This is a genomic window from Nocardia sp. NBC_00881 (assembly GCF_045207455.1).
Classification (GTDB): Bacteria; Actinomycetota; Actinomycetes; order Mycobacteriales; family Mycobacteriaceae; genus Nocardia.
In genome coordinates, this window is the sequence record NZ_CP108798.1 from 8,272,977 (window position 1) to 8,299,801 (window position 26,825).

Annotated in this window: 26 protein-coding genes and 1 pseudogene; 17 read left to right on the forward strand and 10 right to left on the reverse strand. The window is 66.8% G+C overall.

Going from position 1 to position 26,825, the window contains the following annotated elements:
- The first annotated feature begins 85 nt into the window (after positions 1 to 85).
- The 8 genes and pseudogenes from OH799_RS35210 (at position 86) to polA (ending at position 11,106) form a co-directional block, all read left to right on the forward strand.
- Positions 86 to 703, forward strand: a complete 618-nt coding sequence (locus OH799_RS35210; RefSeq protein WP_357268597.1) for an ANTAR domain-containing response regulator — start codon at positions 86 to 88, stop codon at positions 701 to 703.
- Positions 704 to 892: 189 nt separating this feature from the next.
- Entirely contained in the window at positions 893 to 2,134 is a 1,242-nt protein-coding gene (locus tag OH799_RS35215) for a branched-chain amino acid ABC transporter substrate-binding protein (protein ID WP_406273543.1), read from the forward strand.
- 91 nt (positions 2,135 to 2,225) lie between these two features.
- Positions 2,226 to 3,263, forward strand: a complete 1,038-nt coding sequence (locus OH799_RS35220) for a branched-chain amino acid ABC transporter permease (protein ID WP_406273546.1) — start codon at positions 2,226 to 2,228, stop codon at positions 3,261 to 3,263.
- Positions 3,260 to 4,672: a branched-chain amino acid ABC transporter permease gene (locus OH799_RS35225; protein WP_406273549.1), complete on the forward strand. Its 1,413-nt coding sequence runs from the start codon at positions 3,260 to 3,262 to the stop codon at positions 4,670 to 4,672. Before OH799_RS35220 ends, OH799_RS35225 begins: the two co-directional genes overlap by 4 nt.
- Positions 4,673 to 4,713: 41 nt before the next feature.
- A pseudogene (locus OH799_RS35230) lies at positions 4,714 to 5,577 on the forward strand (ABC transporter ATP-binding protein); the annotation flags it as partial.
- Positions 5,578 to 5,814: 237 nt separating this feature from the next.
- Positions 5,815 to 6,510: an ABC transporter ATP-binding protein gene (locus OH799_RS35235; protein ID WP_406282902.1), complete on the forward strand. Its 696-nt coding sequence runs from the start codon at positions 5,815 to 5,817 to the stop codon at positions 6,508 to 6,510.
- A gap of 50 nt (positions 6,511 to 6,560) precedes the next feature.
- The gene (locus OH799_RS35240; RefSeq protein ID WP_406273552.1) at positions 6,561 to 8,237 is read left to right on the forward strand and encodes a DUF885 domain-containing protein; all 1,677 of its coding nucleotides are present in this window, start codon (positions 6,561 to 6,563) and stop codon (positions 8,235 to 8,237) included.
- A 124-nt stretch (positions 8,238 to 8,361) separates the two neighbouring features.
- Positions 8,362 to 11,106, forward strand: coding sequence for a DNA polymerase I (gene polA, locus OH799_RS35245; RefSeq protein WP_406273555.1), 2,745 nt, complete (start codon positions 8,362 to 8,364; stop codon positions 11,104 to 11,106).
- A gap of 93 nt (positions 11,107 to 11,199) precedes the next feature.
- Here the strand turns inward: polA and OH799_RS35250 are convergent, their stop codons facing one another.
- Positions 11,200 to 11,538, reverse strand: a complete 339-nt coding sequence (locus OH799_RS35250; protein WP_406273558.1) for a DUF6191 domain-containing protein — start codon at positions 11,536 to 11,538, stop codon at positions 11,200 to 11,202.
- 119 nt (positions 11,539 to 11,657) lie between these two features.
- On the opposite strand from OH799_RS35250, the gene OH799_RS35255 reads away from it, so the two are divergent.
- Together OH799_RS35255 and OH799_RS35260 are read left to right on the forward strand one after the other, a co-directional pair.
- Complete coding sequence (locus OH799_RS35255) at positions 11,658 to 11,861, forward strand: hypothetical protein (protein WP_406273561.1); 204 nt, start codon at positions 11,658 to 11,660, stop codon at positions 11,859 to 11,861.
- A 94-nt stretch (positions 11,862 to 11,955) separates the two neighbouring features.
- Positions 11,956 to 12,399 (forward strand): 2-keto-3-deoxygluconate kinase, encoded by a 444-nt coding sequence (locus OH799_RS35260; protein WP_406273563.1) that lies wholly within the window; start codon positions 11,956 to 11,958, stop codon positions 12,397 to 12,399.
- A gap of 133 nt (positions 12,400 to 12,532) precedes the next feature.
- Here the strand turns inward: OH799_RS35260 and trxA are convergent, their stop codons facing one another.
- Together trxA and OH799_RS35270 are read right to left on the reverse strand one after the other, a co-directional pair.
- Positions 12,533 to 12,901: a thioredoxin gene (trxA, locus tag OH799_RS35265; protein ID WP_406273566.1), complete on the reverse strand. Its 369-nt coding sequence runs from the start codon at positions 12,899 to 12,901 to the stop codon at positions 12,533 to 12,535.
- A 48-nt stretch (positions 12,902 to 12,949) separates the two neighbouring features.
- Positions 12,950 to 13,471 carry a 2'-5' RNA ligase family protein gene (locus OH799_RS35270; protein ID WP_406273568.1) on the reverse strand — a complete coding sequence of 174 codons (522 nt, stop codon included), beginning with the start codon at positions 13,469 to 13,471 and terminating at the stop codon, positions 12,950 to 12,952.
- 225 nt (positions 13,472 to 13,696) lie between these two features.
- Here OH799_RS35270 and OH799_RS35275 point away from each other — a divergent pair, with 225 nt between their 5' ends.
- The 3 genes from OH799_RS35275 to OH799_RS35285 are packed head-to-tail and all read left to right on the forward strand — an operon-like array spanning position 13,697 to position 16,308.
- Positions 13,697 to 14,560, forward strand: a complete 864-nt coding sequence (locus tag OH799_RS35275) for an ABC transporter substrate-binding protein (RefSeq protein ID WP_406282905.1) — start codon at positions 13,697 to 13,699, stop codon at positions 14,558 to 14,560.
- 3 nt (positions 14,561 to 14,563) lie between these two features.
- Positions 14,564 to 15,523, forward strand: a complete 960-nt coding sequence (locus tag OH799_RS35280; protein ID WP_406273571.1) for an amino acid ABC transporter permease — start codon at positions 14,564 to 14,566, stop codon at positions 15,521 to 15,523.
- Between the two features lie 32 nt (positions 15,524 to 15,555).
- Positions 15,556 to 16,308, forward strand: a complete 753-nt coding sequence (locus OH799_RS35285) for an amino acid ABC transporter ATP-binding protein (protein ID WP_357268792.1) — start codon at positions 15,556 to 15,558, stop codon at positions 16,306 to 16,308.
- Positions 16,309 to 16,374: 66 nt separating this feature from the next.
- On the opposite strand, the gene OH799_RS35290 is transcribed toward OH799_RS35285, so the two are convergent.
- The gene (locus OH799_RS35290) at positions 16,375 to 17,274 is read right to left on the reverse strand and encodes a LysR family transcriptional regulator (protein WP_406273574.1); all 900 of its coding nucleotides are present in this window, start codon (positions 17,272 to 17,274) and stop codon (positions 16,375 to 16,377) included.
- Positions 17,275 to 17,344: 70 nt separating this feature from the next.
- Between OH799_RS35290 and OH799_RS35295 the strand changes: the two genes are divergently transcribed.
- The gene (locus tag OH799_RS35295) at positions 17,345 to 18,697 is read left to right on the forward strand and encodes an FAD-binding oxidoreductase (RefSeq protein WP_406273577.1); all 1,353 of its coding nucleotides are present in this window, start codon (positions 17,345 to 17,347) and stop codon (positions 18,695 to 18,697) included.
- A gap of 97 nt (positions 18,698 to 18,794) precedes the next feature.
- On the opposite strand, the gene OH799_RS35300 is transcribed toward OH799_RS35295, so the two are convergent.
- On the reverse strand, positions 18,795 to 19,640 hold the full coding sequence (locus tag OH799_RS35300) for a class I SAM-dependent methyltransferase (RefSeq protein ID WP_357268623.1): 846 nt from the start codon (positions 19,638 to 19,640) through the stop codon (positions 18,795 to 18,797).
- A 241-nt stretch (positions 19,641 to 19,881) separates the two neighbouring features.
- On the opposite strand from OH799_RS35300, the gene rpsA reads away from it, so the two are divergent.
- Positions 19,882 to 21,348, forward strand: coding sequence for a 30S ribosomal protein S1 (rpsA, locus tag OH799_RS35305; RefSeq protein ID WP_357268625.1), 1,467 nt, complete (start codon positions 19,882 to 19,884; stop codon positions 21,346 to 21,348).
- A gap of 159 nt (positions 21,349 to 21,507) precedes the next feature.
- On the opposite strand, the gene OH799_RS35310 is transcribed toward rpsA, so the two are convergent.
- From OH799_RS35310 to OH799_RS35320, 3 genes are all read right to left on the reverse strand, one after another.
- Positions 21,508 to 22,086 carry a hypothetical protein gene (locus OH799_RS35310; RefSeq protein WP_406273580.1) on the reverse strand — a complete coding sequence of 193 codons (579 nt, stop codon included), beginning with the start codon at positions 22,084 to 22,086 and terminating at the stop codon, positions 21,508 to 21,510.
- A 137-nt stretch (positions 22,087 to 22,223) separates the two neighbouring features.
- Positions 22,224 to 22,352 (reverse strand): hypothetical protein, encoded by a 129-nt coding sequence (locus OH799_RS35315; RefSeq protein ID WP_406273583.1) that lies wholly within the window; start codon positions 22,350 to 22,352, stop codon positions 22,224 to 22,226.
- Between the two features lie 131 nt (positions 22,353 to 22,483).
- Positions 22,484 to 23,161: an NAD(P)-dependent oxidoreductase gene (locus OH799_RS35320; protein WP_406273585.1), complete on the reverse strand. Its 678-nt coding sequence runs from the start codon at positions 23,159 to 23,161 to the stop codon at positions 22,484 to 22,486.
- Positions 23,162 to 23,247: 86 nt separating this feature from the next.
- Here OH799_RS35320 and OH799_RS35325 point away from each other — a divergent pair, with 86 nt between their 5' ends.
- A complete protein-coding gene (locus OH799_RS35325; protein ID WP_406273588.1) occupies positions 23,248 to 23,949 on the forward strand; it encodes a TetR/AcrR family transcriptional regulator in 702 nt (233 codons plus the stop codon).
- 405 nt (positions 23,950 to 24,354) lie between these two features.
- Here OH799_RS35325 and OH799_RS35330 read toward each other — a convergent pair whose 3' ends face one another.
- On the reverse strand, positions 24,355 to 24,567 hold the full coding sequence (locus OH799_RS35330) for a hypothetical protein (protein ID WP_357268634.1): 213 nt from the start codon (positions 24,565 to 24,567) through the stop codon (positions 24,355 to 24,357).
- A 365-nt stretch (positions 24,568 to 24,932) separates the two neighbouring features.
- Here OH799_RS35330 and coaE point away from each other — a divergent pair, with 365 nt between their 5' ends.
- Positions 24,933 to 26,129: a dephospho-CoA kinase gene (gene coaE / locus OH799_RS35335; protein WP_406273593.1), complete on the forward strand. Its 1,197-nt coding sequence runs from the start codon at positions 24,933 to 24,935 to the stop codon at positions 26,127 to 26,129.
- A 157-nt stretch (positions 26,130 to 26,286) separates the two neighbouring features.
- On the opposite strand, the gene OH799_RS35340 is transcribed toward coaE, so the two are convergent.
- The gene (locus OH799_RS35340; protein ID WP_406273596.1) at positions 26,287 to 26,811 is read right to left on the reverse strand and encodes a DUF402 domain-containing protein; all 525 of its coding nucleotides are present in this window, start codon (positions 26,809 to 26,811) and stop codon (positions 26,287 to 26,289) included.
- Between the last annotated feature and the right edge of the window lie 14 nt (positions 26,812 to 26,825).

Consider the following 26,825-nt stretch of genomic DNA (forward strand, 5'->3'; position numbering starts at 1 on the left):
CCTGATGGTCGGCCGTTGGTCGTGTGATGCGACCGCCGGTCTCACGGCGTGTCGGGACAGGCATCGGAACCAGAGGGGTCAACCTATGAGCACAGCAGCTGGGGGCGCCGGCACGAAGCGGGACGCCGGGGCGAAGCGGGTCGTCGTCGCCGAGGACGAGGCGCTCATTCGCATGGATCTGGTCGAGATGCTGACCGAAGAGGGATATCAGGTCGTCGGCGAGGCGGGCGATGGCCAGCAGGCGGTCGATCTCGCGGTGGAACACCGGCCGGATCTGGTCATCATGGATGTGAAGATGCCGCGTCGGGACGGTATCGATGCGGCGGCGGAGATCGCGTCGAAACGTGTTGCCCCTGTGGTTATTCTGACCGCGTTCAGTCAGCGGGATCTGGTGGAGCGGGCGCGGGACGCGGGTGCGATGGCCTACTTGGTGAAACCGTTCACGAAATCGGATCTGGTGCCTGCCATCGAATTGGCGGCGAGCCGTTTCCACGAGATCACGGCGCTGGAGAGTGAGGTGGCGAATCTGGCCGATCGGCTGGAGACGCGCAAGTTGGTGGAGCGTGCCAAGGGTGTGCTTATGCAGACCCAAGGTCTTTCGGAACCGCAGGCGTTCAAGTGGATTCAGCGCACGGCAATGGATCGGCGGACGACGATGAAGGCCGTCGCCGAGGTCGTGTTGGAGAATTTGGCTCCCAAGTAACATCGGCTTGTCGCATCGGCCGGAGAATTTACTCGGATGAAACACGATCGTGAACAAGAGTTCGACATTGTGTCGCGTGCATGATGCGAATGTGATGCGGAAATAACGTACCAACGCTATGTTCTGACCGGGCTGACGTGGTCGGCCTCCTCGGTGGTCCCGGGGGAGCACAGAACTTAGAGGTGAAACGTGCTTAGTTCGACATGCCGGAGTCGTACGACGCGAGGTGTTCTTGTCATCGGCGCCGCCGCCGCGCTGGTGCTGACAGGCTGTAGCGACAAATCCACGAGCAGCGGTTCGGATTCGTCGGGCACCAATGGATCGGGTGGTCTGTCCATTCAGCCGGTCATGCAGGTGGACCAGCAGGGCAAGGAGGTGCCGAAGGCCGACACGGCCAAGGCAGCTGATCCGGTGGGCGACGGCAAGGCGACCTGCGCTCCCGGCACGACCATCGCTATGGCGGGTGCGCTGACCGGCCCGGATGCCGCGCTCGGCATCAACATCGTGAACGGCGTCAAGCTCGCCCTCGATCAGCACAACAAGGCGAACCCCGGGTGCAAGATCGAGTTGAAGCAGTTCGATACCGAGGGCGACCCGCAGAAGGCCACCCAAGTCATCCCGCAGATCGTCAACGACAAGTCGATCGTCGGCTTGGTCGGTCCCGGGTTCTCCGGGGAGACGAAGGCGACCGGAAAGATCCTCAGCGACGCGGGCCTGGTCTCGGTCACCGCGTCGGCGACCAACGCGACGCTGACCCAGAACGGCTGGACCAGCTTCTTCCGCGGTCTGGCCAATGACGACGTGCAGGGCCCTTCGGTGGCGAAGTACCTGCTCAACACTGCGGGCTACAAGAAGGTCTGCGTCATCCAGGACAACACCGATTACGGCACCGGGCTGGCGAGGTCTATCATCGAGGGACTCGGCTCCGCCGCTGACCCGGCGTGCGCCGCCAGTATCAAAAAGGGCGACAAGGACTTCTCCGCGACGGTCACCAAGGTGGCGGGCGCGAATCCGGACGCCATCTTCTACTCCGGTTACTACTCCGAGGCCGCCCCGTTGGCCCAGCAGCTGAAGTCCGGTGGCGTGAAGGCGGTCTTCGTCTCCGCTGACGGCACCAACGACCCGCAGTTCGTCGCCCAGGCCGGTAGTGCGGCCAAGGGCGCGAAGCTGTCGTGCCCGTGTGGTCCCGCACCGGAGCAGTTCGCCAAGGACTACGAGGCACTCAACGGTCAGGCACCGGGCGTCTACTCGGTCGAGGCCTACGACCTGACCACGATCCTGTCCAAGGGCATCGACGGCGGCAAGGTGACCCGCCCGGATCTGCTCGAGTATGTGCGGACGTACGACGGTGCCGGCCTCGCGCGTCAGTACAAGTGGGACCCGAACGGCGAGCTGTCGAACGCGCTGATCTGGGTGTACGAGGTCAAGTAGCTCCGAATCCCGGATACAGCACGTACGGGGGATCGCGCTGATCCCCGTACGTGCTGTTGTTCGGGGGGCACTGGATGAGGGCAGAAAACGAATGAATTCAATGTCATCGGCCGACGTAGTGCAACTCGTCGGCGGCTCGATCGACTTCAACTATCACGGGTTGATCGATAGTTTCTGGCGGCTGACTGCCGACGGAGTGACCTATGGCGCCATCTATGCCTTGGTAGCAGTGGGCTATACCTTGGTCTACGGCGTATTGCGGCTGATCAATTTCGCCCACTCGGAAATATTCATGCTCGGTTTGTTCGGGCAATTGATCGGGTTGATGATCTTCGGATTCGTCGCTGGTCCCGATGTCTACACCCAGGGTGTCGTACTGACCGTCGTATATCTCGGGTTGGCGATGATCGTGGGTATGGCGATATCCGGCGGCGCGGCTGTCGGATTGGAGCGGGTGGCCTATCGCCCGTTGCGCAGGCGGGGTGCCAAGCCGCTCAGCTTTTTGATTACCGCGATCGGCATGTCGTTCGTGCTCCAGGAACTGGTGCACTTCGTTCTGCCGAAGATTGATCCCGATCTCGGTGGCACCAACGCGCAGCAGGCGATTCGGCTCGTCGAGCCGACTGTGCAGTTCAGCTTCGGTGGCGCGGACGTCACCAACATCATGCTGCTCATCGTGATCGCGGCGGTGGTGCTCGCGATCGTCACCGAGGTTCTGATCAACCGGACCAAGTTCGGTCGCGGCATCCGCGCCGTGGCCCAGGACCCCGACACCGCGACGCTGATGGGTGTTTCACGGGAACGGGTCATCGTGCTGACCTTCCTCATCGGCGGCGTGCTCGCGGGCGCGGCGGCGATGCTGTACACACTCAAGATCCCGAACGGCGTCATCTACTCCGGCGGGTTCATCCTCGGCATCAAGGCCTTCAGCGCTGCGGTGCTCGGCGGAATCGGCAACCTACGCGGCGCGCTGCTCGGCGGCCTCGTGCTCGGCGTGGTCGAGCAGTACGGCCAGATCCTGTTCGGCACCGAGTGGCGCGACGTGGTCGCGTTCGTGGTGCTCGTCCTGGTGCTGATGGTGCGCCCGACCGGCATCCTCGGCGAGAGTCTCGGAAGGGCACGTGCATGACCGACACGACCGAACCCGCGCCGGAACCCGTGCGACACGGCCTCGGCGACACGATCCGTACCTGGTGGGATGGTTTGAGCAGGCCCGCGCAGTGGGGCGTCGGCGTCCCGATCCTCCTTCTCCTCGCGTTGCTCCCGCTGTCCCCTCCGCCGCTGTTGGACACCCCGTCCTACAACTTCGGCCTGGTGATGGCGCAGGTGGCGATGTACGCGCTGCTGGCTATCGGCCTGAACGTAGTGGTCGGGCAGGCGGGCCTGCTCGACCTCGGCTATGTCGGTTTCTACGCCGTCGGCGCCTACACCGTCGGCCTGCTGACCAGCCCCAACAGTCCGTGGAATCAGACCGACGGCGGCTGGCTGGATCCGAAGTGGGCATGGCTGGCGTGCCTGCCGATAGCGGTCGTGGTGACCGCGGTCTCGGGTCTGATCCTCGGTTCGCCGACGCTGCGCTTGCGCGGTGACTACCTGGCGATCGTGACGCTGGGCTTCGGGGAAATCGTCCGGCTGCTCGCCGACAACCTCACCGAGCTCACCAACGGTAGCCTCGGCCTGTCCGGCGTGGCCTATCCCCATGTCGGCGAGTCGACGAGCAAGCCGGAGGGCGTGTTCTCCGGCGGCAACAGCGGCAACCCCGACAGCGCGAACATCCTGGATCGAGCCAGCTACGGCACCTACTGGTACTGGTTCGGCATGGTTCTGGTGATCCTCGTGCTGCTGATGGTCGGCAACCTGGAACGCAGCAGGGTCGGGCGCGCCTGGGTCGCCATCCGCGAGGACGAGGACGCGGCCGAGATCATGGGCGTGCCGACATTCAAATTCAAGCTGTGGGCCTTCATGATCGGCGCCGCGGTCGGCGGCATGTCCGGCGCGATCTATGCCGGTCAGGTGCAGTTCATCAACCCGACCGGATTCAACATCATCAACTCGATGCTGTTCCTCTGCGCGGTGGTCATCGGCGGCCAGGGCAACAAGCTCGGGGTGATCTTCGGCGCATTCGTCATCGCCTATCTGCCCGCGCGGTTGCAGTCGGTGAACCTGGTGAGCGACGAGTCGACCGGGTATCTCCTGCTGATCATCGACGTCGTGATGTTCGTCGCGTTGTTCGCGGGCTGGAAACTGCTGGGCGACCGGCTCGGCGGATGGCCGCGACGCGGTGTGATCACCGGCATGGTGGTCACCGGCGTACTGGCGCTGCTGCTGCTCGGTAGCGTCCTGCTGTTCCGCAAGGGCGGCGCGCAGTCGCTGGGTGACCTCAAATACCTGTACTTCGGAATCGCTTTGGTGGTGATGATGATTCTGCGTCCGCAGGGTCTGTTCCCGGTGCGGCAGAAGCTGCTCACCTACGGCAGGCAGGTGTACCAGGCCGTGCGCAGACCGGTCGTGAGCGAGCCGATGGGAGCGGGGCGATGACCGGGCCGTGCGCGGGTGACGCGCTGTTCGACAACGAGGACATGGCAGCGGGCTACGCGGCGGAGCCGGAGGTCGAGAGCGCGGGCACGGTCGACGTGGCTGCCGTGATCCCGGATCTGGCCGATGCCGAGACCGTCGCGGAAGTCGTCGCGCCGCATCGGGAGATCGAGACCGCCGTCGGTGCTCCACTGCTGCGGACCGACGGCCTCACGGTGAAGTTCGGCGGCCTCACCGCACTGGACGACGTGAGCTTCGAGATTCGCCGCGGCGAGATCCTCGGTCTGATCGGCCCCAATGGGGCGGGCAAGACGACCTGTTTCAACGCGATCACCGGTATCTACCAGCCCGCGTCGGGACTGGTGTACTTCGACGGCAAGCCGCTGACGAAGACCAAGCGCAACATGATCACCCGGCTCGGCATCGCGCGCACGTTCCAGAACGTACGGCTTTTCGGTGAGATGACCGCGTTGGAGAACGTCGTGGTCGGCACCGACGCCAGGCACAAGACCTCGGTGCCCGGCGCGGTGTTGCGCACACCGCGGCATCGGCGCGAGGAACGCGACGCGATCGAGCGCGGCATGGCGCTGCTGGAGTTCGTCGGCATCGCGCCGCGGGCGGTGGAGAAGGCGCGCAACCTGTCCTACGGTGATCAGCGCAGGCTGGAGATCGCCCGCGCGCTCGCCACCGAGCCGAAACTGCTGTGCCTCGACGAGCCGGCGGCCGGGTTCAACCCGAGCGAGAAGTCCGCGCTCATGGACCTGATCCGCAAGATCCGCGCCGACGGGTTCACGGTGCTGCTGATCGAGCACGACATGCGGCTGGTCATGGGCGTGACCGACCGGATCGTGGTGTTGGAGTTCGGCCGCAAGATCGCCGACGGGCTGCCTGCGCAGATCCGCGACAATCCGGCGGTGATCGCGGCGTACCTCGGTGTACCGGACACCGAGGTCGTCCGATCAGACCGGGACGCGAGCGAAAATGAGACGGCAGGGAAGGGCGCGCCCGACGCGGGTGAGCCCCAACCGGCCGAGGCAACGGCCACGCAGCCGACTGCGGCGCAGCCGCGCAGGCCGGCCGGTGTGCTCGGCAAACCGGACGAGCACTCCGCCGGTGCGGACGCTCCGCTGCTCGAGGTAGAGGGCATGGTCGTCAACTACGGCAGAATCCAAGCGTTGCATGGGATTTCGCTGCGGGTGTCGGAGGGCGAGCTGGTTACCCTGCTCGGTGCCAACGGCGCGGGCAAGACGACGACCATGCGCGCGATGTCCGGGCTGCTGCCGTTGACGCGCGGCCGCATCCTGTTCGAGGGCCGCGATATCACCCGGATGAAGGCGCACGAGCGGGTGGCCCACGGGCTGATCCAGGCACCGGAGGGCCGAGGTGTCTTCCCCGGCATGACGGTGCAGGAGAACCTTGATATGGGTTGCTACGGAAGGGGTTTCAAGAAGAAGGCCGAGTACGACCGGACGCTCGAATGGGTATTCGATCTGTTTCCGCGGCTGCGCGAGCGGCGCAAACAGGTCGGCGGCACGCTCTCCGGCGGCGAGCAGCAGATGCTGGCCATCGCCCGTGCGCTGATGTCGCGGCCGCGGCTGCTGCTGCTCGACGAGCCGTCGATGGGCCTGGCACCCATGGTGATCCAGCAGATCTTCCGGATCATCAGTGAGATCAATCAGCAGGGCACCACCGTGCTGCTGGTCGAGCAGAACGCGCAGCAGGCACTGGCCCGCAGCCACCGTGCCTACATCATGGAGACCGGTGAGGTCACCAAGACCGGCGGCGGCCGCGAACTGCTCACCGATCCGGCCGTCGAATCGGCCTACCTCGGCGTCGGGTAGGACCGCGAAGCTCGGTGCCGCGCGGCCTTGCTCGAGGCATGATCGTGACCATGGATGGTCATGACGAGCTGATGGGCCTGGCCGAGCGGTACTGGGACAGCGTGCTCGAGGCGACGCCGAGCGAGGCGACCCTGCTCGGCGACCGCCGATTCGACGACCGGATCGAGGATCTGTCCGTCGAGGCGGAGCAGCGGCTGCTGTCGACCTGGCGCGACCTGTTGCGCGCGGTCGACGCCCTCGACGCCGACCGGTTGGGCCCCACCGACCGCATCACCCGCAGCCTGCTGCGGACCGAGTTGAGTGGCGCGGTGGAGCATCTGGAGTGGCGGCCGGTGGAGATGGCCTCCGACCAGATGGGCGGCGTGCACGCCTTGTTGCTGATGGTGGCGCCGCAGACCAACGCACCCCGGGCGGAGAACGCGCTGGCGCTGGTGCGGCGTTACCGGCAGTTCGGCGACATGCTCGGGCAGGCCGTGGATCGGTTCCGGTCGGGCCTCGCGGCAGGACGCGCACCCGCGCGGATCACCATCGAGCGCTCGCTCAACCAGCTCGACGGCTACCTGGCCTCCGACCACACCGCCGACCCGTTCGTCACCTTCGCGGGACCGGAAGGCTGGGACGGTGAGGCTGCCTGGCGCGCCGAATTGGCCGAGGTGTCACGGGAGGTCATCCGGCCCGCGTTCCAGGTCTACCGCGACGCGCTGTACGACGAGCTGCTGCCCGTCAGCCGCCCCGACGACAAGCCAGGGCTGTGCTGGCTCGGCGCCGACGGCGAGGACATCTACGGGCGATTGTTGCGCCACCACACCACGCTGCCCGACCTCGGCGCGGAGGAGATCCACGAACTCGGCCTCGCCGAGCTGGCGAAGCTGCGCGAAGAGTACGCCACCGTGGGTGCGCGGCTGTTCGGCACCGGCGACCTCGACCAGGTATTCGCCAGGCTGCGCGACGATCCCGAGCTGTGCTATGCCGACGCCGAGCAAATCATGTTCGACGCGCGGCGGGCGCTGTCGCTGGCCACGGCCGAGATGGACAACTGGTTCGGGCGGCTGCCGAAGGAATCCTGCGACATCGTGCCGATACCCGAATTCCTGGCCGCGGATTCGCCCGCGGCGTATTACTTTCCGCCCGCCGCCGACGGGTCGCGGCTGGGCACTTACTTCGTCAACCAGCACCATCCCACCGGCCGCGGCCGGTGGGAGACGGCGTCGGTGGCCTACCACGAGGCGATTCCCGGCCACCACCTGCAGCTCACCATCGCCAACGAGCTCGACCACCTGCCGCGCTTCCAGCGCCAATCGTTCGCCAACACCGCGTTCGTCGAAGGGTGGGCGCTTTACACCGAGCGGCTGGCCGACGAGATGGGTTTGTACGAGGACGACCTCGGACGCCTCGGCATGCTGGCGGGCGACTCCTGGCGCTCCTGCCGGCTCGTGGTCGACACCGGTTTGCACGTGAAGGGCTGGAGCAGACAGCAGGCCATCGATTTCATGGTGGCCAACGCGCCGGTCGGGCTGGCCCAGATCACCGTGGAGGTGGACCGCTACATTGCGATGCCGGGGCAGGCGGTCGCCTACAAGGTCGGCCAGCTGGAGATCCAGCGGCAGCGGGTGGCGGCCACCGAACGACTCGGCGCGGACTTCGACATCAAGTCATTCCACGACGTGGTGCTCGGGTCGGGTTCGGTGAGCCTGCCCGTCCTGCGTGAGCTGGTCACGACGTTGTGAGCGGCGCCGCGCGAGCCGTCGGGCCTCGGCACGCGTCCGCGTGCGCGATCCTGCCCCGCAGCGGCGTGTGGCCGGCGGGTGTCGCCGTATCACCGTGTCGGTGGCGGTCCTTAGACTCTGGGGCGTGAGTTCACCCACGACCGCTCCGCGTCCCGCCCCCGCCTCCGGCTCCAGTGATCCCGCGTCGGGTGACCGGCCGACGTTGCTGTTGCTGGATGGGCATTCGATCGCCTACCGCGCGTTTTTCGCGCTACCGGCGGAGAACTTCAAGACGGTCACCGGGCAGACCACCAACGCGGTGTACGGCTTCACCGCGATGCTGATCAATCTGCTGCGCGACGAGAAGCCGACGCACGTCGCCGCGGCGTTCGACGTGTCGCGCCAGACCTTCCGCGCCGAGGCATACCCGGAGTACAAGGCCAACCGCAGCGCCACGCCGGACGAGTTCCGGGGGCAGGTCGAACTGACCAAGGACGTGCTCGGCGCGTTGGGCATCCCGGTGCTGGCGATCGACGGCTTCGAGGCGGACGACATCATCGCCACGCTCACGACCCGTGCGGTGGCCGAGGGCTTCCGGGTGCTCATCGTCACCGGTGACCGGGACTCGATCCAGCTGGTCGAGGACAACGTCACCGTGCTGTACCCGCGCAAGGGAGTCTCCGACCTCACCCGCTTCACCCCAGAGGAGGTGATGGCCAAATACGGCCTCACCCCGAACCAGTACCCGGACTACGCGGCGCTGCGCGGCGACCCGAGCGACAATCTGCCCGGCATCCCCGGCGTGGGGGAGAAGACCGCCGCCAAGTGGATCCGCGAGTACGGCGATCTGAACGCGCTGGTCGACAAGGTCGACGAGGTGAAGGGCAAGGTCGGCGACGCGCTGCGCGCCAACCTGAGCAGCGTGGTGCTCAACCGGCAGCTCACCGAGTTGATTCGTGACATGCCGCTGCCCTACACGCCCGACCAGCTGGCGCAGGCGCCCTGGGACCGTGGCAAAATCCATCAGCTGTTCGACGACCTCGAATTCCGCGTGCTGCGCGACCGGCTGTTCGAGACGCTGGCCCCGCCGGCGCCCGAGGCCGAGGTGGGTTTCGAGATCAGCGGCGGCGCGCTGGAGATCGGCGCGGTCGCCGCCTGGCTGGCCGAACACGCGAAACCCGCTGTGCGCCATGGTGTCTCGATTGTCGGCGCGGGCACACCCGGACATGGCGACGCGCGTGCGATCGCGATCGCGGCGGGCGACGGTGAAAGCGGCTATATCGACGTCACCGTGCTCACCCCGGAGGACGAGGCCGCGCTGGGCGCCTGGCTGGCCGATCCGGCCGTGCCCAAGGCGCTGCACGAGGCCAAGGCAGCCATGCACGCCCTGCGCGGGCGCGGCTGGACCCTCGGCGGCCTGACCAGCGACACGGCGCTGGCCGCCTACCTGGTCCGCCCTGGCCAGCGCACCTTCAATCTGGACGACCTTTCGCTGCGCTATCTGCATCGGGAGCTGCGCGCCGAAACCGACGAGACTCCGCAACTGTCGCTGCTCGACGACGAGGACACCGTCGACGCCGAGCTGGCGCGAGCGGAGATGCTGCGCGCCCGCGCGGTCGCCGATCTCGCCGAGGCGCTCGACGAGGAGCTGCGCAAGATCGAATCCACGCCGCTGCTCGCCGAGATGGAGCTGCCGTTGCTCGGCGTGCTGTCCACGCTGGAGAACGCGGGCATCGCGGTGGACACCGAGCAACTCCAGACGCTGCAGCGCCAGTTCGCCGACCGGGTCAACCAGGCGGCCGACGCGGCCTACGAGGTGATCGGCAAGCAGATCAATCTCGGCTCGCCCAAGCAGCTGCAGGTGGTCCTGTTCGACGAGCTGGACATGCCGAAGACCAAGCGCACCAAGACCGGGTACACGACCGACGCGGACGCGCTGGAGTCGTTGTTCGAGAAGACCGAGCACCCGTTTCTGGAACATCTGCTCGCGCACCGCGACGCCACCCGGTTGAAGGTCACCGTCGACGGCTTGCTCAAATGCGTCGCCGACGACGGCCGCATCCACACCACGTTCAATCAGACGATCGCCGCCACCGGTCGTTTGTCCTCGACCGAGCCGAATCTGCAGAACATCCCGATCCGCACCGATACCGGCAGGCAGATTCGCGACACCTTCGTGGTCGGCTCCGGCTACCAGTCGCTGATGACCGCCGATTACAGCCAGATCGAGATGCGCATCATGGCGCACCTTTCCGGTGACGAGGGCCTGATCGAGGCGTTCAACTCCGGCGAGGACCTGCACAGCTTCGTCGCGTCCAAGGCGTTCGACATCCCGATCGCCGAGGTCGGCCCGGAGCTGCGTCGACGGATCAAGGCGATGTCCTACGGCCTCGCCTACGGTCTGAGCTCCTATGGCCTCTCCGCGCAGCTGAAGATCAGCACCACCGAGGCGAAGGAACAGATGGATGTCTACTTCGACCGCTTCGGCCGGATCCGTGACTACCTGTACGAGGTGGTCGAGCAGGCGCGCAAGGTCGGCTACACCGAGACGCTGTTCGGTCGCCGCCGCTATCTGCCGGACCTGGACTCCGGCAACCGGCAGCGCCGCGAGTCGGCCGAGCGGATGGCGCTCAACGCCCCGATCCAGGGCACCGCGGCCGACATCATCAAGGTCGCGATGATCAACGTGCACCACGCGATCCAGGCCGCCGGGCTGCGCTCCAGGATGCTGCTGCAGATCCACGACGAATTGCTGTTCGAGGTCGCCGAGGGGGAGCGGGAGACGCTCGAGACGCTGGCGCGCGAACAGATGTCGTCGGCGATCAGCCTGTCGGTGCCGCTCGAGGTCTCCGTCGGCGTCGGCCGCAGCTGGGACGCCGCCGCGCACTGAGCGCCGCGAACGACGTGAGGGGCCGGATCCGAACGGATCGGTCTGCCTTGTCGAGATCGGTGCGACCAAGGACCCGCATCCGGCTGTGCGCGATCACCTGCCGTGCGGCACGTCACATCTCTGATGCCGGACCAGGCGCGCCGAACCGGAGGTGAGATCCACCTCGTCGCGCGGCGGCGCGCCGTCGGCCTTGTCTTCCTTGTGCATCAGTGTCGTCATCCGCTGCTCGAACTCGTGCTGCTTGGAACCCTGGAACGCCGCCGACACCTCCTCGAATCCCGCGGCCGCCACCGGGCGGCTCGCACGCTTGCGGGTCCAGGGCAGGATGCGGCTTCCCATGAGCTTGTTCCACGCGACTTCGGCGAAGGCGAACACGATGAGCAGGATGGCCAGACCGGGGATTGTCATGCCGACGAGGGGGCCCATGTCCATCGACGGTACCTTCACCGGCCCTGTGGCCGTTTGAACTGCGCGAACGATACTCGCCAGTAGACAAATCCGGGCGCAAAATGTAGTTGCTATCGCGGCGCGATGTCCCTATTCTCAAGCGCGTGCCGAATCCCGCCGCCCGCCATAGCGCAGCGCTCCATGTCGCAGACCGCGACAGCGCTGACTCGATGGCGTCGCTCACCCGGCCCGCCATGGTCACGCAGGCTACCGCCTCCGAACCTGAGGCTCGCGCCGGGCAGGACCCGCTCACGGCGATGGTGGCGCAGCGGCGACTCCTCGTAGTAGCCCGCCGTAGCGGGGTCTGATTCGGCCGGCCCCCTCGCTGCGGCTGTTCGACTTGTTAGTGCTGGTCCCCTCTGTCAACTGAACCACGACATTCTTCGGGAAGACCTACTTTCAATGACTATCCTGACTCTGGATATCGACTCGTTCCATACCTCCGCACCGAAGGGCCTTCGCGCCGAAAGCCCTGATCTGACCTCGGCGGAGTTCCACAGCCGCTACTGCGACCACAACGGTCCCATTCGGCTCGGCGACTGGTCCCCCGCGGGTAGCCGCACCGCCGAGTTCACCGCGACGCTGGAATTCGCCGGCCATCTGAAAACCGTCGTCGCCACCGGCAGCCCGGTCGCGGCAATGACCTCGGCCCTCTATGAGGAGGGCTACCCGGTGGAGATTCTGCAGTTTCACCAGCGGCGCACCGCCGAAGGCACCGCCACGTTCGTGCAGTGCGAGTGCGATGGCAGGCGCGGCTGGGGTGCGGCGCTCGCCGACGACGGCGCCGAATCGACGGTCCGTGCCATGATCGCGGGTGTCAACTTGCTCGGCGCTCAGTTGACGTAGGCCGCGCGGCCTTCGAACGGCCGCCGTTGAGTCGAGACATCGGTCGGGCCCGGGTACGGTCTTTGCCGCGTTGCGGCGTCCGCGCCCGACTCGGCACCGTTGCGCCGCAAGGCTTTCCGGCGCCGCCGCGAGACTACTTTTCGGCCTGCTGCTCGGCGAGTTGGTTGCGTACGTCGTCCATGTCCAGCGCCTTCACCTGAGTGACCAGGTCCTCGAGCGCGGCAGGCGGCAGCGCGCCGGGCTGCGCGAACACCAGCACACCCTCCCGGAAGGCCATGATGGTCGGGATGGAGCGGATGTTGGCGGCCGCCGCGAGGCCCTGCTCGGATTCGGTGTCGACCTTTCCGTGCACCACATCGGGGTGCTTGTCGGCGGATGCCTCGAAAGTCGGTGCGAAGCTCTTGCACGGGCCGCACCAATCAGCCCAGAAATCGACGAGTACCACGTCGTTTCCGGTGACGATCTCATCGAAGTTCTGCTGGGTCAGGGTCTGGGTGGCCATGACGTCCTCTCGTATTCGGTGTGCCAGCTGTAACGCGGGCTGCTGTCGTTATCTTCCACGACCGATCGGCCACTCGCGCCGCTGTTCGCCGTCCCATCGACGGATACCCAGCACGGTCGCGGGAAAATCGCGATCGCGTGCGACGGCGTGAATCGCCTCGCCGAGCTGGGACGCGGGCACCCGCCTGGCCAGCGTGATGTGCGGGGTCCATGCGTCTGGGTGGACGTTGACCGGAATGCCGGGGCAGGGCGAGATCGCGTGGAAGATCCGCCGATGTAGCGCGAGCAGCGGCTCGGACGGCACCACCATCCGCACCAGGATCGGGCGGCGCGCACCGAACACCAGTAGCCCGCCGAGGCGCACCGGGATGGGCGGGACGGTCTGCTCATCCAGCGCCCGCTCGATGCGCGGCCAGATCTGCCTCGCCACCGCGGCGGTGATGTGCGGGCGGTTCGATGCGGCGGTGTTCGCGGCCGGGCTCGGCACGCCCGCCTCCGCGAGCAATCGCCACTGACGGCGGATCTCCGCGTCGGCGGCCTCATCGAGGAGTAGTTCGACCGACTGCACCATGGTCTCCAGAAGGTAGCCCCATCCGGCGTATCCGCGTGCCGGTTCCGGTACGCGGACGTCAGGGAGATCCCACGACTTCGTGTTTCTCTTCCGTTACTGTCCAGCAAAAAGTGCCTGGGTCGCCTAGATTGCCAACGGGTGGTGACGCCCTGGTTTCGTATATCCGAAATGTGGAGGGCTGTTGTGTCTGATCGATCGGTACTTCGCAGGCGCGCCCTGCGGGTGATGGGTGTGCTCGCCGCGGGCACACTGGTGCTGACGGGCTGTACGACGAACACCGAAGAGTCCGGACCGACGGTGGCCAAGGTGCAGGTGGACAAGGTCGACGAGATCGCGGCGCAGCTCCCGGACAAGATCGAACAGTCGGGCAAACTCGTCGTCGGCGTGAACATTCCCTACCAGCCCAACGAATACAAGGACGCCAGCGGTCGGATCGTCGGGTTCGACGTGGATCTGATGGATGCGATCACCTCCGTGCTCGGCGTGAAGGCCGAGTACGTCGAGTCCGCGTTCGAGAAGATCATCCCGGCGATCCAGGCTGGTACCTACGACGTGGGCATGTCGTCGATCACCGACTCGAAGGAACGCGAGCAGCAGGTCGACTTCACCACATACTTCAACGCGGGGGTCCAGTGGGCCCAGCAGAAGGGCAAGCCGGTCGACCCGGACAACGCTTGCGGTAAGAAGGTCGCGGTGCAGGCCACCACGGTGGAGCACACCGACGAGGTGCCCGCCAAGAGCGCCAAGTGCGTCGCGGAGGGCAAGCCCGCCATCGACCTCGAGCCGTTCGACGAGCAGAGTGGCGCGACCAACGCGCTGATGCTCGGTCAGGTCGACGCGATGTCGGCCGACTCCCCGGTGACGGCATACGCGATCAAGCAGAGCAACGGCAAGATCGAGAAAGCGGGCCCCGTGTTCGATTCCGCACCCTACGGTTGGGCAGTCGCCAAGGGCGCACCGCTGGCCGCAGTGCTGCAGAAGGCGGTCCAGCACCTGATGGACAACGGCAAGTATCTCGAGATCACGAAGAACTGGGGTGTTCAGGAAGGCGCGATCACAACGTCCGTCATCAACGGCGCCGTGAGCTGATTGATGGCGACGAACGACACGCGCCCGACGCCTGGCGAACCCGGATACGACGGGGCGGACCCGACGGGACAGCCGGAGCCGATCAAAGCGGTTCCGCTGCGCAGGCCCGGTCGCTGGATAACAGCGGCGGTCATCCTGGCCTTGACGGCGCTGTTCGTGTACGGCGCAGCGACGAACCCGGCCTATCGCTGGGATACCTACTCGCGGTACCTGTTCGACCGCAGGATCACCGCGGGCGCCATCGTCACGCTGGAGTTGACCGTGCTCGCGATGGCCATCGCGGTCGTGCTCGGCACAGTGCTCGCCGTGATGCGCCTTTCGCCGAATCCGGTGTTGCGGGCTTCGGCGTGGGTGTATCTCTGGATCTTTCGCGGCACACCGGTTTTCGTCCAGTTGGTGTTCTGGGGACTATTTCCCTCGCTGTACCGCCAGATCGATCTAGGTGTTCCATTCGGTCCGCAGTTCTTCCAACTCGACGTGCAGAACTTGCAGGCCGCGTTCACCTTCGCCGTAATCGGCCTCGGCCTCAACGAGGCTGCCTACATGGCCGAAATCGTCCGTGCCGGAATAAATTCCGTCGGTGAAGGGCAGCGCGAGGCGTCCATCGCGCTCGGCATGTCCTGGGGCCAGACCATGCGCAGGACCGTGCTACCGCAGGCCATGCGTGTGATCATCCCCCCGACCGGCAACGAGCTGATCGGCATGCTGAAGACCACCTCGCTGGTCACCGCGATTCCCCTGTCCACAGACCTCTACGGACGGGCGCGCGACATCTACGGCGTGAACTTCCAGCCGATTCCGCTGCTGCTGGTCACCGCTACCTGGTATCTGGCGATCACCAGCCTGCTGATGGTCGGGCAGTTCTACTTGGAGCGCTACTACTCGCGCGGCCTTTCGCGGCAGCTGACCGCGAAGCAGCTACAAGAGCTCGCCGACGCCCAGCAGAGAGTGAAGGCGAAATGAGCGTCGAGGTCGGGAAGACCACGCCCCCTCCGATGATCGTCGCGGACCGGGTCTGCAAGAACTTCGGTGCCCTGCAGGTGCTCGAGGGCGTCTCGCTCCAGGTGGGCCGCGGTGAAGTGCTGTGCATCATCGGGCCCTCCGGGTCCGGCAAGTCCACCTTCCTGCGCTGCGTCAACCACCTGGAGCAAGTGAACGCGGGTCGGTTGTATGTCGACGGCGAGATCGTCGGCTACCGGGAGAAAAACGGCAAGCTCTACGAGCTACACCCACGCGACGCAGCCAAGCAGCGCCGCGAAATCGGCATGGTATTCCAGCATTTCAATCTTTTTCCGCACCGGACGGCGCTGGAGAACGTGATCGAGGCGCCTACCCAGGTCAAGAAGATCCGTAAGGTGGACGCGGTGGCCAGGGCGCGGGAGCTGCTCGACCGAGTCGGCTTGGCGGAGAAAGCGGGGGCCTATCCGGCGCAGCTGTCCGGTGGCCAGCAGCAACGTGTGGCCATCGCCCGTGCGCTGGCCATGGACCCGAAGCTCATGCTCTTCGACGAACCGACCTCCGCGCTGGACCCGGAGCTGGTCGGCGAGGTGCTCACCGTGATGCGGGAACTCGCCCGATCCGGCATGACGATGGTGGTGGTCACCCACGAGATGGGATTCGCCCGCGAGGTCGCCGACCAGCTGGTGTTCATGGACGGCGGCGTGGTAGTGGAGGCGGGACCGCCCCGCGAAGTGCTGGCCGCCCCGCGGCACGAACGTACCAAGGCGTTCCTGTCCCGACTGCTGTGACGCAGGACGAACGTAGTCGGATGGCGGTTGCCGAGTACCGGTGGCCGCCATCCGACGGTGTTGGCGTTATGCCTTGGCGTGCAAGCCGATTCGGAGCTGACCGAGCAGGACCTTGGCCGCGGGGCCGCCGGGGCGATCGGTGCGCCAAGCAAGGGCGAGGCGCCCGCGCAGCTCGGGCTCGATGATGCGCAGCGTCCGCACTCCGAAGGCCGCCGCCTCACCCGCGGTGAGCTCGGGCACCACAGCGACGCCGAGGCCGCGCGCGGCCAGGCGCAGCAAAAGCGGGGGCGCGGCAGCCTCATACGCGATGCTCGGCTCGAAACCCGCTGCGGCACAAGCGCGAGAGAAGATGCCGTGAATTCCGGTGCCCGCGGGCAGGCAGATCAGGGGCCGATCGCGCAACGCGGTGAGCGGGACCTGGGCGTCGAAGACCGTGTCGGTCGCCGCGACCGCGGCGACCACCGGTGTCTCCAGCACCACGTCGATGCCGATGCCGGGTTCCAGTTCCGCACCGGTCAATCCGATCAGCGCGACATCCAGTTCGCCTCTTGCGAGGGCGACGAGCATCCGCTCGGACGTGTCCTCGGTGAGGCTGATGCCGACCTGGGGATGGTCGTCGTGGAAATCGGCGAGCAGCGCGGCGACATCGAATTCGTCGGTCGCCGCTCCCGAGATGAGGCCCACCCGCACCTGTCCACGCAGTAGGCCGGTGAATTCGTCAACGGTCTGGGTGATGCGCTCGGTCGCGTCCAGCGCCGCCCGCGCATGGGGTAGGACGGCGGTGCCGACTTCGGTCAGCGTCACCGTGCGACCGCCGCGGTCGAACAGCGGCTGGCCGAGTTCGCGTTCGAGCTGGCGGATCTGCGCGCTCAGCCCTGGCTGGGCCAGGTGCAGCCGGGCGGCGGCGCGGGTGAAATTAGCCTCCTCCGCGACCGTCACGAAATAGCGAAGCTGACGCATTTCCATAACTGGCGATTATAGAATGTAGAAGAACTATCTGCTGTACTTCTTGCTCTGGGCGGAGCATCGTCGAGGCATGGGAAACAACGCCGCACAGACCATCGACACCTTCACCGGTCCCGTGTTCCGACCTGGCGACCCCGGCTACGCCGAAGAGACCGCCGGTTTTCAGACCGCTTATGCACACCGGCCCACCCTGATCGTCGGAGCTGTGCACGCCGAGGACGTCCGGGCCGCCGTGGAATACGCCGCGCGCTATGACCTTCCGATCGCCGTGCAGGCGACCGGGCACGGGCTGTCGGTCGCGACCGAAGGGGGAGTGCTGATCAGCACGCGTCGGATGACCGGCCTCCGGGTCGACCCGACGACTCGTATCGCGCACGTCGGCGCCGGAGTGCGCGCGGGCGCGCTGGTCGAGGCGGCGGCCGAACACGGGTTGGCGCCACTGAACGGTTCATCGCCCTCGGTCGGTGCGGTGGGCTATCTGCTCGGCGGCGGCGTCGGGCTGCTGGCGCGTCAATTCGGCTTCGCGGCCGAGCGGGTACGGGCGATCGAGCTGGTCACCGCCGACGGCCGGATGCGCAGGCTGGTACCCGGTGACGAGCTGTTCGGTGCCGTGCTCGGCACCGGAGGCAACTTCGGTGTCGTCACCGCGCTCGAGGTCGAACTGGTTTCTCTCGCAACCGTGTACGGCGGACAGCTGGTGTTCGACACACCGCTGGTCGAGCGGGCACTGGATGCCTGGCGGCAGTGGACCGCGAGCGTACCGGAGGAAATGACCTCGGCGGTCACCATGCTCACCTTTCCGGACATCCCGCAGGTTCCCGCGCCGCTGCGCGGCCGGTACGTCGCGTCGTTCCGGATCGCCTTCAACGGCACGACCGAGGAGGGTGAGCGCCTGGTCGCGCCGTTGCGGGCAGTCGGAGAACGGCTGAAAGACGATCTGCGCGCGATGCCCTACACCGAGTCGCACACCATTCACAGCGACCCAGACCACCCGCATGCCTACGCGGCCACCAACGCGCTGCTCGGCGCGTACACCGAAGAGGCGGCCGTCGCGCTGCTGGCCGCCGCGGGCCCGGAGTCCGGCGTCGACGCTGTGGTCGATGTTCGCCATCTCGGCGGTGCGCTGGCCCGGCCCGGCGGTGCCGGAATCGCGGTGGACCACCGCGACGCCGCGTACATCGTGCGGGTCATCACCGGGCCCGAAGGCACTGCTGCGCAGGCGCGAGTCCGTGCCGCGCTGGCTGCGTGGACCCTCGGCCACAGTCTCAACTTCCTTTACGGCGGGGGCGTCGACGCCGACGAGGCACAGACCCGCGCGGGCTACCTGCCCGGCACCTACGCGCGCCTGGCCGCGCTCAAGGCGAAGTACGACCCGCACAACCGGTTCCGCTTCAACCGCAACATCCTGCCCGCCGCAGGGTGAGGTGACCGCCGCGGCGCAGTTCGCGCGCCATGCGGGCATCGCGCATCAGGGTCGGCGGTCGGACGCGGTAGCCGGTGGCGGCGCCACCCCGCATCGCTCACGGCTTACCCGTGACGAAAATGGCGGTGCCCGGGAAGAGCTCGCCGCGCAGGGGGCTCCACTGCCCCCATTCGCGGTCGAGCCATTCGGGCCAGTCCGGTTCGACGATGTCCTCCAGCAGCAGACCCGCCGCGACGATCTCGCGGACCCGATCGCCGATGGTGCGGTGGTGCTCGACGTATGTCGGCACGCCCTCGTCGTCGACCTCGACATAAGGGGTGCGGTCGAAGTAGGGGATCTTGGCCGTCAAGCCCGCCGGGCCGGGATCGTCTGGGAAGATCCAGCGCATCGGGTGATTCACGGAGAACACCCAGCGCCCGCCGGGCCGCAGCACCCGTGCCACCTCCCGCATTACCAGCGCCGAGTCGGCGACGAACGGGATGGCGCCGAACGCCGAGCAGGCCAGGTCGAAGGAGGCGTCGGCGAACGGAAGGGCCTCGGCTCCCGCCTGCACCAGCGGTACCCGCGGCCCGCCGCGCGCCATCGCAGCCTTCCCGCGTTCCAGCATGCTTCGAGACAGATCGAGTCCGATCGGCACCGCGCCCTGTCCGGCCAGCCAGCGCGAACACGGCGCGGAGCCGCATCCGATCTCGAGGATGACCTTGCCCGCCACATCACCGAGCAGGCGCATGTCGCCCTCGTGCAGGCCCTCCGGGCACCAGACGAACTCCCCTCCAGGCGAGTCCACGCCGAGGAAATCCGCGTGGGTCTCGTGGTATTGGGCGGCATCGGCATCCCACCAGCGTCGGCTGGCCAGCTGGCTGGCGTCCGATCCGATCCTGGTCCGGGTCGTGCCCGCCGTCCCGAGCAGTGCATTCGCTTGCGCATGGCGATCTTCCGACACGCCCGTCAGCCTATCGGCGTGGCGGCACTGCCGGTTTGCCCGGCCGGACCGAGGTCGCGTACGCTGAACGCGCGAGTGTCTTCCGTACAACCGTACCGAAGTACGACCCGTGCTGAATTCCACGCGAGTTGCGTGCGGTACCTTCCTAAGTGTCCGTCTTCACACCTCGCGGTGAGATCGCAGCGTACCGAAAGTTCCAATGTCCGCAACCGACCACAATCCGTCCGGAGCAAACCGACATATGCCCACCACCGTCACCTCGCCGCAGGTAGCCGTCAACGACATCGGCTCCGCCGAGGATTTCCTCGCCGCCATCGACGCCACGATCAAGTACTTCAATGACGGCGACATCGTCGAAGGAACCATCGTCAAGGTCGATCGCGACGAGGTCCTGCTCGACATCGGTTACAAGACCGAAGGCGTCATCCCCTCTCGCGAGCTCTCCATCAAGCACGACGTCGACCCCAACGAGGTCGTTTCCGTGGGTGATGAGGTCGAGGCGCTTGTTCTCACCAAGGAGGACAAGGAAGGCCGCCTGATCCTGTCGAAGAAGCGGGCGCAATACGAGCGTGCGTGGGGCACCATCGAAGAGCTCAAGGAGAAGGACGAGGCCGTCAAGGGCACCGTCATCGAGGTCGTCAAGGGCGGCCTGATCCTCGACATCGGCCTGCGCGGCTTCCTGCCCGCCTCGCTCGTCGAGATGCGGCGCGTCCGCGATCTCCAGCCGTACGTCGGCAAGGAGATCGAGGCCAAGATCATCGAGCTGGACAAGAACCGCAACAACGTGGTGCTGTCCCGCCGCGCCTGGCTGGAGCAGACCCAGTCCGAGGTGCGCAGCGAGTTCCTGCACCAGCTGCAGAAGGGCCAGGTCCGGAAGGGTGTGGTCTCCTCGATCGTCAACTTCGGTGCCTTCGTGGACCTGGGTGGCGTCGACGGCCTGGTGCACGTCTCCGAGCTGTCCTGGAAGCACATCGATCACCCCTCCGAAGTTGTCGAGGTCGGCAACGAGGTCACCGTCGAGGTACTCGACGTCGACCTGGACCGCGAGCGGGTTTCGCTGTCGCTCAAGGCGACCCAGGAAGACCCGTGGCGTCAGTTCGCCCGCACGCACGCGATCGGCCAGATCGTGCCGGGCAAGGTCACCAAGCTCGTTCCGTTCGGTGCGTTCGTGCGCGTCGAAGAGGGCATCGAGGGCTTGGTGCACATCTCCGAGCTGGCCGAGCGTCACGTGGAGGTCCCGGACCAGGTCGTCGCGGTCGGCGACGACGCGATGGTCAAGGTCATCGACATCGACCTGGAGCGTCGCCGGATCTCGCTGAGCCTCAAGCAGGCCAACGAGGACTACCACGCCGAGTTCGACCCGTCGAAGTACGGCATGGCCGACAGCTACGACGAGCAGGGCAACTACATCTTCCCCGAGGGCTTCGACCCCGACACCAACGAGTGGCTCGAGGGCTTCGACAAGCAGCGGGAGGAGTGGGAAGGCCGCTACGCCGAGGCGGAGCGTCGCCACAAGATGCACACCGCGCAGATGGAGAAGATGGCGGCCGACGCCGCGGCCGAGGCCGCGAACGGCGGCGGCGCATCGAACTACTCCTCCGAGACCGGTGCGCAGTCCTCCGCCAGCCAGGCCGAGACCGGGGGCGGTTCGCTTGCCAGCGACGCCCAGCTGGCGGCCCTGCGGGAGAAGCTCTCCGGCAACGCCTGACCGGCATCAGCTGAACACTTGCGCCCCAACCGGGAAACCGGTTGGGGCGCAAGTGTTTTTTTGGGCGGGGCTCTCCACAGCCACGTCGGACAGTCGACAACAGTCCGGTGTCGCCCACCGATCGGCTCAGGAATGCGTCGCGCGGCTCGATCGCCACCGTCACCGCCCTGCGGGGCGCCTACGCCGATGTGGCCTGCGTATCCCGCGCGAGGGTTTCGTCGTCCCGCGTCGCACTTCGGGGAGATCGGGCGGTGGCTCGATCGCTTCATACGGTGCCGCCATCTGCGCCGTCGTGAGCGCGACGACTTGAATTTCCTCCAAACGCAGGCCGAGTGCGGCGAGCCGCGCGATCACGCCGAGCCGATGTTCCGGCAGGCCGGGACGGATCGGCAGTGGAACCTGTCCGGGCCGGCGCAGGACATACATCCTGCGTTCGGCGTCGAACACCACCGGCACGCCATCCCGGATCGCCCGATACGCGTCCAAATCCAGTGTGCTGTGCCGGATCGGGTCGATCATCATCGCCGCGATGAGCTGCTCTGCCTGCCGCAGCCGCAGGTCCCGATCCGGTGGGTCCAGATGCTCGACCCGCTGCTCGACCCGCCACCGGTAGTCCTCCGCCGCACGGCGCAGCAGGTACCGGTGCCGTTCGATCTCGACCGCCAGCGCGATGAGGCGGTCGTGGTCGACCGTGCGCGGGCCACAGGGGTCGGGCGTCGAAGCATGGGCGTCGGGCATGGTGCCTCCCTCGTTCGAGTTGCGGATTACATTGAGTAGCAACTCGATCGACGTCCGACCGGATCTGATTGTGCCGGAGGGGTCCGACAAAAACGGACCCGAGGGCAGCAAGCGACAGCGGGTCGCACTCGGGATGGTCAGATGGCCTTCAACGCGCCGCCGTCGATGACCAGGTCGGCGCCGACGATGCTGCTGGCGTGGTGGGAGGCCGAGAAGGCGACCTGTGCGGCGACCTTCTCGGCCTCGATGAAGCGCCCAGTGGTCATACCGGTGGCGGCGGGCAACTGCGGAAAGAATTCCCCCCGAGTCCCCTTGGTAGCGGCGATCTTTCCACCAGGGCCGTCGGCGGCTTCCCGGAATGCGGCGCGGACGGGCCCGGCGACACGGTGTTCACCGCTCAGTAGCCGACGGTGAAGCGGCGTTGGATGAATCGGGGTTGTTCGACTTCGTCAAGGAGGGCGACCGCGACGTCCTCCGCAGAGATGTCTTCCCCGCCGACGAGTAGTTGGTCGCCGCCGACGCGGAAGCGGCCGGTGCGAACTCCGGAGTTGATCCGGCCGGACGACGGGCTGAGGTAGGTCCAGTTGCGATTGGACGTCCGATAGACGTTCAAAGCATCACGCAGCGCCCGCACCACGTCGGCGTACGCCGCGGGCACGTCGAGGGCGTCGGTGAGGTTTCGGATGAATTCGTCTCCGGTATCGAGCAATTGCACGCCAGGTGCCACCTCCAGGCTGCCCGCGCCGCCGACCGTGATCAGCCGCACGCGCGGCTGCTGGTCGAGCGCGGCGACCATCGCGTGCGCGCCTGCCACGAAATTGCTCGCGTTGGCGATGGTGTCCGCGACGCCGTGCCCCGCATTCACCGCGCTGACGACCACATCCAGGCCCGCGATGACCGACGCGATGCTGTCGGCATCCAGCCAGTCGGCGACCGTCCACGCCGCGTTCCCCCGCTCGGCGGGGATCCGCGCGGCATCGCGCGTGAACGCGGTGACCCGATGCCCACGCTGCTGCGCTTCGGCGACGACACACGCGCCGATGACGCCGGTCGCCCCGAAAACTCCGATATCCATCAGCACTCCCTAAGCATCGTCAATTTACTACACGCCGTTCAGTAACGGTACGGCAGATACTAGCCGGACGCTGTAGAGTGTCAAACGTGGCCGAGGTGGTGAAGAGTCGTAGAGAGCGCCTGCGCACGCAGGCGTCGGGCGATATCAAGGCGATTGCGATGCGCCTGCTGGCCGATGGCGGCCCCGATGCGATTTCGCTCCGCGCCATCGCCCGTGAGATGGGCATGACCGCCGGCGCCATCTATGGCTACTACGCCACCCGCGACGACCTGATCTCCACGCTCATTTCCGACGTGTACACGGCCCTGGTCGACCGGCTCGAGACGGCGCGTGACGCCGTCCCCGTGGCCGACCCGGCCGGGCGCATCGTGGCCTGGGGTGAAGCTGTTCGCGGCTGGGCGGTCGAGCGGCCCGCCGAGTTCCGGCTCATCTACGGCGATCCGGTGCCCGGCTATCGGGCACCGCCGGGTGGCCCGGCCGCGGAGGCCGAATTGCGTGCGTGCACCGGTCTGGTCGGTCTCGCGGCGGCGGCATGGCCGCGCGCCGCGACGCGGCAGACCATCGGTGAGTCCACGTGGTCGGACTTCGACGCGGGCCTGGTCGGGCATGTCCGCGCCGACTTCCCGGCGCTGCCGCCCGCGGCGCTCGGCCTCGCCCTGCGTATGTGGGGTCGGATGCACGGTCTGATCGCGCTGGAGGTGTACGGCCACCTGCGTCCGCAAGCGCTGGATCCCGCCAAACTTTTCCGCACCGAGATGCTCGACCTGGTTCGCTCGCTCGGGCTGTAGTCCGCATTCCGTGCTTCCGCTCTGGCTGGTGCTCGCTCGCCGGGCGGCTTCTCCGATTGTGCCCTCGGCGCGTCGCTGTCGATGGCGAATCCCGGGCCCGCCGACCTGGTTGCGATCGCGGTCCGGTCGAGCCGGTTTCCGCGACACCCCTTATCGCCGCGCTATCCGGGTTTCTTTGTCCACCTGGACGAGGTCTTTCTGGAGCCTCGTCGTTGGCCGTTTCAATCTTCAGGGGCAACCAGGCGAAACCTTTTCAAGCCAGGATTGTCCGGCCGAAAATATTTGCTCGGTGCGGGTGAATGCGATGTCGATCGAACGGCCGGTATGCCACGCACGTCCATCGGACTCGTCCACGCATGAAAGTGGCCCAGCCTGGCTAGGGCTGGGCCACCATCGAGGAAGAGTTCAGGCCGCGGCGGCAGGCACCCAACGAACCACGGGTGCGGTCGAACGTCTCCGCAGGGTTCCGAAACTGTGTCGGGCGGGACTGACGAACGCGGTGAACCATGAACGGCGGTGTTCGGCTAGCGCCGCTGCGACGGCGGGGATTTGAATGCAGTGCACTCGACCCGCCCTACCCAGGCGGTGGCGACCCGTCGGGTTGATTCTGGTGCCCAATGATGTTCCTTTGCTTTGCTGGTGCCGGCCTGGAGCGCCATGGCGAAGATTAGTCGAACCAAACAGCTCGGCAGAGTATTTTACGGAATTAATTGCCTCGGCGTGTCGGAAAGTTGTCGCCGGCAAACCGGAACCGGCCGGAAATGTTTCGAATCGGTCTCGGCGCAGTCACGGATCGAGCAAATGGCAGCAGGAGTGGTGAAATGAGTGACCGCGCCGGGTAATCGAAGGGATCGCGCCGCCGAAGGGTCGCCAATCGCGTGCGGCGGCGCGGATCAGATGTCCGAACCGTACCGACGAGGCCTGTGTTCGGCTGGGTCGGGCCAGCGGACGGCTGGTCGATGGCTGGATGACAGACTGGTCGAATGTTACGGATCGGCCTCACCGGAGGCATGGGAGCGGGCAAGTCGACGGTGGCGCGGGCGCTCGCCGACCTCGGCGCGGTGATCATCGATTCCGATCTGATCGCCAGGGAAGTGGTGGCGCCGGGCACCGGGGGCCTCGCGGCACTGGTCGAGGCGTTCGGTGCGGACATTCTCGCCGCGGACGGTAGCTTGGATCGTCCCGCGCTCGCGGCCAAGGCATTCGGTGACGACGCGGCACGCGCGAAACTTAATTCCATCACCCACCCGCTGGTCGGAAAGCGCACCGCGGAATTGATTTCCACAGCACCGCAGGACGCCATTGTCGTACAGGATATTCCCCTGCTGGTGGAAAATGGTCTCGCGCCATTGATGAATCTTGTTCTAGTGGTCGATGTCGACGCCGAAACGCGTATTCGCCGTTTGGCCGAATTTCGCGGTGTTGCCGAATCCGATGCGCGAGCACGTATTTCGGCGCAAGCCACCGACGAGCAGCGGCGTGCTGTTGCCGATGTATTGCTCGACAACAGCGGCGTCCCCGGCGAGGTCGCCGCCGTGGTGCACCGGCTGTGGGAGGAGCGGCTGTTGCCCTTCGAGCGCAACCTGCGCACCGGGACGCCCGCCGGTCGCAGCACGGTGCGGGTCGTGCCCCCGAATCCGGAGTGGCCCGCGCAGGCGCAGCGGCTGATCGCCCGGCTGTGGGTGGCCTGCGGTGCGTCCGCGTCACGGATCGACCACATCGGCTCGACCTCCGTGCCGGACCTGCACGCCAAGGACGTGATCGATCTGCAGATCACGGTCGCGGACCTGGCCGCGGCCGACGGGTTGCGGGAGGCCCTCGGCGCAGCCGGATTCCCGATCCGGCCGGAGATCACCAGCGACAACCCTAAGCCCACTCCGCAGGATCCGGTGGTCGCCGACCTCGCACTGTGGGCCAAACGGTTCCACCAGAACGCCGACCCGGGCCGGTTGGCCAACGTGCATGTGCGGGTCGAGGATACGCCGGGCCAACAGTTCGCGCTGTGGTTCCGCGACTGGCTGCGCGCCGACGCCGCCGCGCGCGCCGAGTACCTCGAGGTGAAGCGCGAGGCGGCGGCCAAGGCGGCCGGGCTGACCGGCAAACAGGCAACGCTGGCCTACCTCGAGGTCAAGGAGCCCTGGTTCGACGCGGCCTTCGCGCGCGCCTTGCGGGGCAGCTAGCGCCGCACTGCCGTGTCGAGGCGGTCCGAGTTCTGGACCCAGCCTTCCTCGGTGCCGTGCCCCGGGCTGAGCGGACCGGGCGGCAGCAGGTGGAACGACATGGTGGGTCTTGCCGTCTCGGGTGTCGGCGAAGGTGAGTGCGCCGGGCCGGTTGGCGTTACATCCAGGTCAGGGTGATGCCGAGGGAATTCATCCAGCCCTCGAAAGTGTGGCCGTTGCCGGCGATGCCGTCGATCGCCGCGGCCGCGTGCTGCATGGCTGCCTCCGCCTCGGCGAGACTGATCAGTCCGGCGGCATGCGCGGCGAGCAGTTCGTCGACGTCGAGCAGTTGGGTCTCGCGCGTCGAGCGCACGACGATATCCAGGTAGTGGTCGACCGACTTCCACTTCTTCGGCCCGACCACACTGAATTCGCCCAAATCGAGGTAGTAGTCCTGGTCGCGCTGATGGGCCGGATGGTAGTGGAACACGGTCGCGCGGATGGACAGCTCTGGCAGCAGCCAGGACTCGAGGTAGTGGAACTGTGGATGATCCGAGGTGCGCGCCATGTACAGACCCCACGGCTCGACGTGGTACCGCTCGACCGGCCGCACGAAGCCCTTCGGGTCGGTGTTGGTCAGGTCCGCGAGATTGAAGTACTCGACCTTGGGGCGGTGCACGTCGACGGAAGCTGCCTGCGTCATGGGTCCAGAATCTA